The organism is Armatimonas sp., from assembly GCF_031410135.1.
Lineage (GTDB): Bacteria > Armatimonadota > Armatimonadia > Armatimonadales > Armatimonadaceae > Armatimonas.
On sequence record NZ_JANNYP010000568.1, the window covers coordinates 1 to 8,192 of the forward strand.

The following is an 8,192-nucleotide window of genomic DNA, read 5'->3' on the forward strand; positions in this document are numbered from 1 at the left end:
CTGCCAGATCCCGAGGCGGTGGGCGAGCGGCGCGAAGATCTGCATGGTTTCTTCTGCCACCCGCTGCTGGCGCTCCGGGCGCAGGCCCTGGAGCGTGCGCATGTTGTGCAGCCGGTCGGCGAGCTTGATGACCATCACCCGAAAGTCGCGGGCGGTGGCCAGCAGAATTTTCCGGAGGTTCTCCGACGACGAGTGGGTCTCTAGGCGCTTGCGGCGGCGCGGATCCACTTTTCCGGTCTCGGCCTCTTTGGCGGCGGCTTCTTTGGCAGCGGCGGCAAGCTCGGGGGCGAGGCGCTCAAAGTCCGCGAGCTTGAGCTTGGTCACACCATCCACTAAAAGCGCGATCTCTTCGGAGAAGCTTTCTTTGATCTCGTCGCGCGTGACCCCACAGTCCTCAACCACGTCATGGAGAAAGCCCGCCGAGATACTCGCCTCGTCCATCTCCAGCTCCGCGAGGATATCCGCGACGGCAACGGGATGAATAATATAGGGCTCGCCGCTCTTGCGGAACTGCCCGTCGTGCTTGGCCGTGGCGAAGTCATGGGCGCGGGCAAGCAACGCCACATCAGCGCCCGGGTTGTAGCGCAACACCCGCTCTAAAATTGTCTCCAGACAGGTCGCCATAGGTAAAGGTTATTATAGTCTATATGGCTAGTTCTTGCCTCATTCTTCTACAAAAAATCTGATGCGGGTTGTATGCTGTGAATTTTAGACTAATGGATTATTTTTCATGACTAAAATTAGCATTCCGTTATTTTTCCTGGTATAACTTGACTATTACCTGCCGAGGAGAAAATTAGTCCTCTTTTATCAAGGTAGAAATGAGAAAACATGGGAAGACGACCTAAAGTATTGACAGAAGGTGCAGAAGCAGGCACAACTGCACCTGTGGTACGCCGCCGCCGCCGCACCGTAGTGGATCACGCCGCTCAAGGGCAGATCCTAGTGGCCTCTCTGCTGAAATCGCGCGGTGAGCGCGGTGCAACGCAGGAAGAAGCGCTGGCAGTCGTGATGTGGGCACGTGGAATCCACGATGAAGCCGCCGAACTCAAGGCACTCTCGACACGTGTGCGCCGCGCCAAGACAGAAAACGCTGCCGAGCGCCAGATTGCGCTGATGCTGAACCAGTCCCTCCTCGATGGAGTGATCTCCGGTTCGCTGGCCGTAGATGTCAACGAAGCCGGTGGCATCACCTTCAGCCAGGCCTAAAAAGCAAAAACCGCCCCGCCTGAGTTTTCTTAGGCGGGGCGATTTTTATTTTATATTCTTAGTCGAATCACGTTCCAGGACGCAGCGGGCAGGGTTGCCGTGAGCGTCTCGCCACTGACCATTGCTCCCGATGCGGCTTGTGGCACGACATTATCCGGGTTGGTCTCGGTGTTGACGGCTTTGAGATCGGCGTGGTGCATCGTGGTCCACTCGATCACCTCGGCCTTGGCAAAGCCTCGAAGTGTCGTGGTTAGCTCTAGCGGCTCGGTGAGGCTGCGGTTGATCGCAAAGATCGTCAGTTCGTCGCCGGACTCACTCACCACGGCGGTGGTTGCCAGATACGGCGCTTTATCACGCGTGGAGCAGTCGTAGGTGGGAGAGCCAATAGCAGTGCGAAGCGCGGTGCCACGGCCGTACTGGGAGCACTGCTGGAGCGGGTAGAAGATGGTCTGACGCCACGCGCCACCGCCGGGGCGGGTCATGATCGGGGCGATGACGTTCACTATCTGTGCGATGCAGCCGATCTTGAGGCGATCCGCGTACTGGAGCATCGCCAGCAGCATCCCCCCGACCACGAGAACATCCTCCATGTTGTAGATGTCTTCGAGCTGGGGCCGGACATCGTCCCAGCGCGCCCCGAGCTGTCCCCAGTCGCCGCTGTGGTACCAGACATTCCACTCATCGAAGCTCAGGTTGACGGTCTTCTTACTCTTCTTGCTCGCCTTCACCGCATCACAGAGCGCGATGGCCTCGGCGATAAAGTCGGCCATATTCTCGGTCTCGGCCAGAAACGCGGGCGTGTCGTTGGCCCGATTGTTGTAGTAGGTGTGCAGCGAGAGGTAGTCCACGTTCTCATAGCTCTCCGTGAGCGACTCCCACTCCCACTTGCCGAAGCTGGCCATGCCGCGCCCCGACGAGCCACAGAGAATGGTCTCAATGCTACCGTCCACCCACTTCATGAGTTTCGCGGCCTCATTGGCGACCCGCCCGTACTCGTAGGCCGTGCGGGCACCCATCTGCCAGGGGCCGTCCATCTCATTACCCAGACACCAGACTTTAATGCCGTAGGGATCAGCGACGCCGTGGCTTTTTCGTAGATCCGAGAGCTGGGTGCCGCCTGGATGGTTGCAGTACTCGACCAAGCGCCGCGCATCGTCGGGGCCGCGGGTTCCGAGATTGATGGCCATCATCGCCTCGGAGCCGACTTTCTTGCACCAGCTCATGAACTCGTTGGTGCCAAACTCATTAGTCTCGGTGATGCCCCAGGCCAGCTCCAGCCGACGAGGGCGCTCTGCACGTGGCCCGACACCGTCTTCCCAGTTGTAGCCGCTGACAAAGTTGCCGCCGGGGTAGCGGATAATCGGCATTGAGAGCTCTTTGACCAGCGCGATGACGTCCTCACGGAAGCCCTCGCTATCGGCCGTCGGGTGGCCCGGCTCGTAGATTCCGGTGTAGATGTGCCGTCCCAGGTGCTCCGCAAAGCCCCCGTAGACGCGCGGATCGATCTCAGAGAGGACAAAGTCCTTGTCCAGTGTCAGCGTTGCGTTCATAAAGACAGTTTACAAAATAATAGTGGCTTATGCCAGCACTATCTCATGTGCACCCGCCGTAACCTCGCCGATGATGCTTGCCGTCTCGCCCGAGGTGCGGAGCGTGGCTAGGGTGGCGTCGGCGTGCTCGGGGGCGACCACGAGCACGAGACCGACTCCCATGTTGAAGGTCCGGTACATGTCTGCCTCGGGGACATTGCCGATGCTCTGGATGCGCTCGAAGATCGGCAGAACCGTGAAGCTGGACTTCTGAACCACCGCGCCGCAGTTTTCGGGGAGGGAGCGGGGGATATTGTCGTAGAAGCCGCCGCCGGTGATATGGGCCATCGCCTTGATCGTCTCGCCTGCATTGAGGATGGGCAGGATCGCGGGAGCGTAGCAGCGGTGCGGGGCAAGCAGTTCGTCGGCGACCTCCTCGACGGGGAGTTTACCGACCTCAAACAAGACTTTTCTTGCCAGCGAGTAGCCATTGGTGTGCAGGCCCTCCGACGCTAGCCCGATCAGCACATCGCTGGGCGCGACCGTGGCCCCCGTCAGAATCTTGCTCTTGTCCACCATTCCGACAATGCAGCCCGCGATATCGTACTCGCCGTCCTGGTACATCCCCGGCATCTCCGCCGTCTCGCCCCCGATCAGCACGCAGCCTGAGGCTCTACAGCCCTCGGCGAGGCCTTTGACCACATCCGCCGCGACAATCGGGTCGAGCTTGCCGGTGGCGAAGTAATCGAGAAAGAACAGGGGGCGGGCGCCCTGCACGAGAATATCGTTGACACAGTGCCAGACCAGATCGCGGCCCACGGTGTCGTGCTTGCCGGTCATAAAGGCAACCTTGAGCTTGGTGCCGACACCGTCCATGCTGCTCACCAGCACGGGCTCGCGCATCCCGCCAAAGTTGGGCTGGAACATCCCGCCAAAGCTGCCCACATCCGCCAGAACGCCGTCGTTAAAGGTCGAACGAATGTGCTGCTTCATCCGCCGCACCGCTTCGTTGCCCGCATCAATACTCACGCCGGAATCGGCATAGGTCACGCTCATAAAACTAGCTCTCTTCTCCTCGCGCCCACGCACGCACTTGCTTGCGCCAGGCAATCTGTGTGGTTTTTTGGCCCTGTAGCACGAGCTCTGTGAGTCTTATTGCCTCAGCTCCCTCTAGTACCTTGCTACTGGGTAGGGCCACGAAACCCGCCTCGGTGCGGCTCAATATTTGTAGCTTTGCCCCACGCCATCGCCAGATTTCCTGGACTTCCAGTGTATGATAGAGCCCATCTTTACCCACCGACGGGCTGGTGATATCCACTTCGATCACCAGATCTGGTTGCATTGTCGTAGGGTCGCTCTCGGTGTAGTCCTCGGAGATCTCGGCACGTGCTCCTAAGATAAACCCTGAGTCTGGCTCGGCTCCCTGGAGCTTCTCCTCACGCGAGAAAGTGGTGCTTCCGAGGGAAAGAAACGCAAGCTCGTGCTCCTCGCAGAAGAACTCCACTAGGCTTTCGAGCAGGCGTTTGGGGGCTTCGTGCTTTAGAAGAGGGCTCATCTCGATTTCCAGGCAACCACGGTCGTAGGTGAGGCGTGCCTGCTCCCCGACTTCAAAGAGAAGCCGCTGGTAGGTTTCCCAGGCCACGTTCTCCAGCACAACCGTCGACATCGTTTTCAGAATACCATATGGCCCTTTAGCAAATGGGACTTGTTTTGCGATAGAGAGAGCATCATGAACTTTACTCGGGCTATCTTTGGGAACGGACGCTTCGGCGGCGCTGGATTTATTGTCAGCGGCGCGGGTGCGCAGGGCGATGGCGTGGGCTGACAAGTTCGAGAGAACCTTGTGATAAACCAGCTCCCGCCACGCGGCGAGAGCTGGTTTTTTGTTTTTTGCGTTTTTGTTTTGCGCTCGTGGTGTAGTTTGGTCAACATATCAGCTTGCCATGCTGAAGACCGCCGGTTCGATTCCGGTCGAGCGCTTGTGAGTTTTGCGTCTGTGGTGTAAAGGGAGCACGTCGTCCTTCCGAGTCGAAGATGCGGGTTCGATTCCCGCCAGGCGCTTTTGGCTTTTTTCGGGCTCGTGGCTTAATTGGGTAGAGCATCGGTCTTGCACACCGACGGTTGCAGGTTCAAGTCCTGTCGAGTCCACTTTTTTGCGCGAGGACGACGCGGGGGATTCCCGCCAAGTCCTCACGCACTTCTATAGCCGTTAGCCCCGCGTCTGCAAAGAGCTGGGCAACTGCCTCCGCCTGTCCTTGCCCCACTTCCACCATCAGCCAGCCGCCATTCGTGAGCCGCGCGGGGGCCTCGCTTGCAAGCCGCCGGTAGAGCGTTAGTCCGTCGCTGCCTGAGATCGGATCAAAGAGCGCTAGGTGCGGCTCAAAAACGCCCACTTCGGGCTCTAGCGTTTCGGCATCGGCGGGTGCAATATAGGGTGGGTTGCTGACAATTACCGAAAAGCAGAGATCAGGCGGAAGGGGAGCCAGCAGATCGCCCAAGCAAAACTCCACCGTCGCCCCGTGCCGCGACGCATTCTCTTTTGCCACATCCAGCGCCTCCTCCGAGATATCCGTCGCCCAGACCAAAGTGCCCGGCAAGAGCTTGGCGAGCGTGATGGCAATACACCCTGAGCCTGTGCCAATGTCTAAAATATGCCTCTCCTCGCCTTGCCTCTCCCCGCCGCTGAGACGGCGACCCTCTCCGGCTTCGCGAAGAGGGTTTAGTGCAGCCTCGACAAGCAGCTCTGTCTCCGGGCGGGGGATGAGCACGGCGGGGGTGACGCGAAAACTCAAGCCGTAGAAGCCTCGCTCTCCTAAAATATACGGTAGTGGTTCACGGTTTGCGCGGCGAACTAACAATGGCTCCAAAATGGCCCCCTGGCCCCCATCAATGGGGGAATCTGAGCGCAGGATAAGCTGCTCGCGAGTGAGACCAAAGGCGTGCTGGAGGAGAAGCCGCGCCTCAGTGCGGGCCTCGTCAGCAGGGATTCCGGCACTGGTAAGGCGCTGTGTGGTGGCGATCACCAAGTCCTGGAGAGTTACCATTCAAGGGCAATCGCATTGCTGGCAGGGCGACGGGGTGGGCGCGGTTTGCTGGGAACGCCCGCACCTTGTATGTCATTGTCGGTGCCATAGCGTAGGACACGCTGCTGTGCGGCGTGGTGTTCAGCGGGCGTGGGGTAGACAAACCAGAGGTTTACGGGCTCAGGTGTTTCAGTTTCATCGCGGAAGACAATGATGTACCGGCCCGGTAGACGCGGATCGTCGCTGATGCCAGAGTCGACTGCGCCCCAATCAAAGCGCCGTAGCTCGGTAAACTCAGCAAAGCTCTTGAGATGAGGCTCACTCCCATCAGGTTCCCAGCGCATTGGTCGTTTTTTCCTCTTGGAGCATTTTACCGTAGAATAGCCAGGATGACAGAGACAGGAGCGGTGCGCTGGGGACGGACACTGGGGCTTGCCCTGCCGCTGATCGTGCTCAACACGGGCTGGATCGCAAACTCCGAGATGCGCACGAAAGTGACGGAGATCACGATCACAACCCTGTTTATCGGAGTCGCGTTTCTGCTGTTTCTGCTGAGCCTTGCCAATGCGCTAGTGCGAAAACTCTCCCCACGCACGGCCCTGCGTCCGGCGGAGCTATTTGCAGTATATGTGATGCTCTCACTCAGCTCGTCGGTGGCGGGGATTGGGAACCTGGGCTTCTTCACGCCCTTTCTCACCAATGCCTGGCGCTACGGCCCCGAGCGCGGCTGGGAGAAGTTCTTCCCGTACCTGCCCGAGAGTATCCTCGGCCCACGCGATCCGGCGCGCCTGAAAGATTTCTATGAGGGTCACACGAGCTTCTTCACCCGCGAGGCGCTGCTGGCGTGGGGGCCGAGCCTCGCGTTCTGGGGCGTGTTTTTGTTCCTGCTTTTTTCGACACTGCTCTGTCTAGCCTACGCCTTGCGCCAGCGCTGGGCGGATCAGGAGCACCTGACGTTTCCCGTCGTCGCGCTGCCGCTGGAACTCTGCCGTGAGGGTGTCCCGCTCTTTCGGAATAAATTCTTCTGGGCGGGGTTTGCGCTCCCCACGTTTTTCTACACCCTCAATACACTCGCCGGGATGTACCCGAGCCTGCCGTCGCTGCCCTTTAACAAGCCCGTGGATCTCATGGCGCTCAACGCGCCGCCGTTTAGTGGCTTCGGGACGGTTCTGGCCCTGATCCATCCGTCGGGGATTGGCTTTGGGTTTCTGATCAACGCGGACATGCTCTTCTCGCTCTGGGTCTTTCATCTGGCCAAGAAGCTGCTCAATTTCTGGGGCGTGACACAGAACTGGCGCGATTTGGGCACGGATACACAAAACGAGCACCCGGATCAGTTTCCCTTTATCCAGTACCAGGCGTGGGGCGCCTGGCTCGTGGTGTGCGTCGCCGCGCTCTTTGCCGCCCGACATTACTTTGCGACCCTCCCGCAACAGCCCGGCGCACGGATAGCGCTCATTGGGGCGGCCATCGGGTTTCTGGCGATCTGGGCGATGCTACTGGTCGCGGGTGCTCCGTGGTGGCTCCCGCTGGTCTTGCTCACGATCTATGTGCTCCTCCAACTCGCGCTCACCCGCCTCTGTGCCGAGACCGCCGTGCTCTCGCCGCTACTGAGCTGGGTAGATCCTCAGAGCATGATCACGACGCTGGCCGGAACCGCCGTGCTCTCCACCCGCGACCTAGGCTTCCTAGCGACTCTCTCCTGGTTTAACCTCGACTACCGCGCCGCCGTGATGCCGCAGGCGCTCCAGGGCTTTGTGGGGATGCATCGCTCCCGCTCGCCGCTACGTCCGTTTGCTCTTGCCTGCCTGCTTGCCCTCGCCGTCGCCATTGTCAGCGCCCTGCTCTGGGACATGCAGTTCTACCATGTCAACGGCGCTAGCACGGCCAATGTCAATCCCTACCGCCTGCTCGCCAGCAGTTCACCCTGGGCTCGTCTGGCAGGCTGGCTCCAGCCCCGTCCCCCGGACTCCCAAGCCTGGTTTGGCGCACTCTTCGGCGCGGCCACAACCCTTCTGCTGGGCTTTCTCCGCACCCGCTTTGTGGGCTTCCCACTCTCGCCCTCTGCCTATGTGCTCAACCTCACCTGGGCCAACGAGCTCTTCTGGCTGGATCTCTTTATCGCCTGGGTGCTCAAAGCGGGCGTCCTGCGCTACGGTGGCATCAAGCTCTACCGCACCGTACTCCCGTTCTTCCTCGGCCTCATCCTCGGCGACTTCGTCACCGGAGCGTTCTGGTCGTTAGTCGGGCTGGGATTGGGTACAGAGATTTACAGGACATTCCCCAACTAAGTAGTCGTCCAAAATCAACTTCCTGTTCTTTGGTGTAGAATAGACGGGTCAGCCACTCCATTTTCTACGGTGAAGAAACCATGCCAAATAGAGAAATCTATATCTGCCAATGTGACCTCTGCCAGCAAGACGTTGAGCAT

At 59.5% G+C, this 8,192-nt stretch carries 8 protein-coding genes and 3 tRNA genes; 5 read left to right on the forward strand and 6 right to left on the reverse strand.

The window, feature by feature from the left end; genetic code table 11:
• Positions 1 to 624: HD domain-containing protein (locus RMO15_RS20935; protein WP_309716590.1), on the reverse strand; the 624-nt coding region annotated here is incomplete at its 3' end.
• 207 nt (positions 625 to 831) lie between these two features.
• Between RMO15_RS20935 and RMO15_RS20940 the strand changes: the two genes are divergently transcribed.
• Positions 832 to 1,209, forward strand: coding sequence for a hypothetical protein (locus tag RMO15_RS20940; protein WP_309716597.1), 378 nt, complete (start codon positions 832 to 834; stop codon positions 1,207 to 1,209).
• Positions 1,210 to 1,259: 50 nt separating this feature from the next.
• On the opposite strand, the gene RMO15_RS20945 is transcribed toward RMO15_RS20940, so the two are convergent.
• From RMO15_RS20945 to RMO15_RS20955, 3 genes are read right to left on the reverse strand one after another with little or no spacing between them, the layout of a single operon-like run.
• Positions 1,260 to 2,759 carry an alpha-N-arabinofuranosidase gene (locus RMO15_RS20945; protein ID WP_309716601.1) on the reverse strand — a complete coding sequence of 500 codons (1,500 nt, stop codon included), beginning with the start codon at positions 2,757 to 2,759 and terminating at the stop codon, positions 1,260 to 1,262.
• A 27-nt stretch (positions 2,760 to 2,786) separates the two neighbouring features.
• Positions 2,787 to 3,794 carry a phosphoribosylformylglycinamidine cyclo-ligase gene (gene purM, locus RMO15_RS20950; protein WP_309716604.1) on the reverse strand — a complete coding sequence of 336 codons (1,008 nt, stop codon included), beginning with the start codon at positions 3,792 to 3,794 and terminating at the stop codon, positions 2,787 to 2,789.
• Positions 3,795 to 3,798: 4 nt separating this feature from the next.
• Positions 3,799 to 4,404: a Uma2 family endonuclease gene (locus tag RMO15_RS20955; RefSeq protein ID WP_309716607.1), complete on the reverse strand. Its 606-nt coding sequence runs from the start codon at positions 4,402 to 4,404 to the stop codon at positions 3,799 to 3,801.
• 239 nt (positions 4,405 to 4,643) lie between these two features.
• Between RMO15_RS20955 and RMO15_RS20960 the strand changes: the two genes are divergently transcribed.
• The 3 genes from RMO15_RS20960 to RMO15_RS20970 all read left to right on the forward strand — a co-directional run bounded on the left by RMO15_RS20960 (position 4,644) and on the right by RMO15_RS20970 (position 4,886).
• A tRNA-Gly gene (locus tag RMO15_RS20960) sits at positions 4,644 to 4,718 on the forward strand.
• Between the two features lie 10 nt (positions 4,719 to 4,728).
• Positions 4,729 to 4,799, forward strand: a tRNA-Gly gene (locus RMO15_RS20965).
• A 13-nt stretch (positions 4,800 to 4,812) separates the two neighbouring features.
• Positions 4,813 to 4,886: transfer RNA gene (locus RMO15_RS20970), tRNA-Ala, on the forward strand.
• Here the strand turns inward: RMO15_RS20970 and prmC are convergent.
• Together prmC and RMO15_RS20980 are read right to left on the reverse strand one after the other, a co-directional pair.
• Positions 4,868 to 5,782 carry a peptide chain release factor N(5)-glutamine methyltransferase gene (prmC, locus tag RMO15_RS20975; RefSeq protein WP_309716610.1) on the reverse strand — a complete coding sequence of 305 codons (915 nt, stop codon included), beginning with the start codon at positions 5,780 to 5,782 and terminating at the stop codon, positions 4,868 to 4,870. The two genes, RMO15_RS20970 and prmC, sit on opposite strands and share 19 nt — an antisense overlap.
• On the reverse strand, positions 5,776 to 6,105 hold the full coding sequence (locus RMO15_RS20980; protein ID WP_309716616.1) for a hypothetical protein: 330 nt from the start codon (positions 6,103 to 6,105) through the stop codon (positions 5,776 to 5,778). Before RMO15_RS20980 ends, prmC begins: the two co-directional genes overlap by 7 nt.
• Positions 6,106 to 6,150: 45 nt before the next feature.
• Here RMO15_RS20980 and RMO15_RS20985 point away from each other — a divergent pair, with 45 nt between their 5' ends.
• On the forward strand, positions 6,151 to 8,052 hold the full coding sequence (locus tag RMO15_RS20985; RefSeq protein ID WP_309716619.1) for a DUF6785 family protein: 1,902 nt from the start codon (positions 6,151 to 6,153) through the stop codon (positions 8,050 to 8,052).
• Positions 8,053 to 8,192 lie beyond the last annotated feature (140 nt).

Coding starts and splice junctions, on each gene's coding strand:
- RMO15_RS20940 (WP_309716597.1), top strand. CDS start 832: ATGGGAAGACGACCTAAAGTATTGACAGAAGGTGCAGAAGCAGGCACA.
- RMO15_RS20945 (WP_309716601.1), bottom strand. CDS start 2,759: ATGAACGCAACGCTGACACTGGACAAGGACTTTGTCCTCTCTGAGATC.
- purM (WP_309716604.1), bottom strand. CDS start 3,794: ATGAGCGTGACCTATGCCGATTCCGGCGTGAGTATTGATGCGGGCAAC.
- RMO15_RS20955 (WP_309716607.1), bottom strand. CDS start 4,404: ATGTCGACGGTTGTGCTGGAGAACGTGGCCTGGGAAACCTACCAGCGG.
- prmC (WP_309716610.1), bottom strand. CDS start 5,782: ATGGTAACTCTCCAGGACTTGGTGATCGCCACCACACAGCGCCTTACC.
- RMO15_RS20980 (WP_309716616.1), bottom strand. CDS start 6,105: ATGCGCTGGGAACCTGATGGGAGTGAGCCTCATCTCAAGAGCTTTGCT.
- RMO15_RS20985 (WP_309716619.1), top strand. CDS start 6,151: ATGACAGAGACAGGAGCGGTGCGCTGGGGACGGACACTGGGGCTTGCC.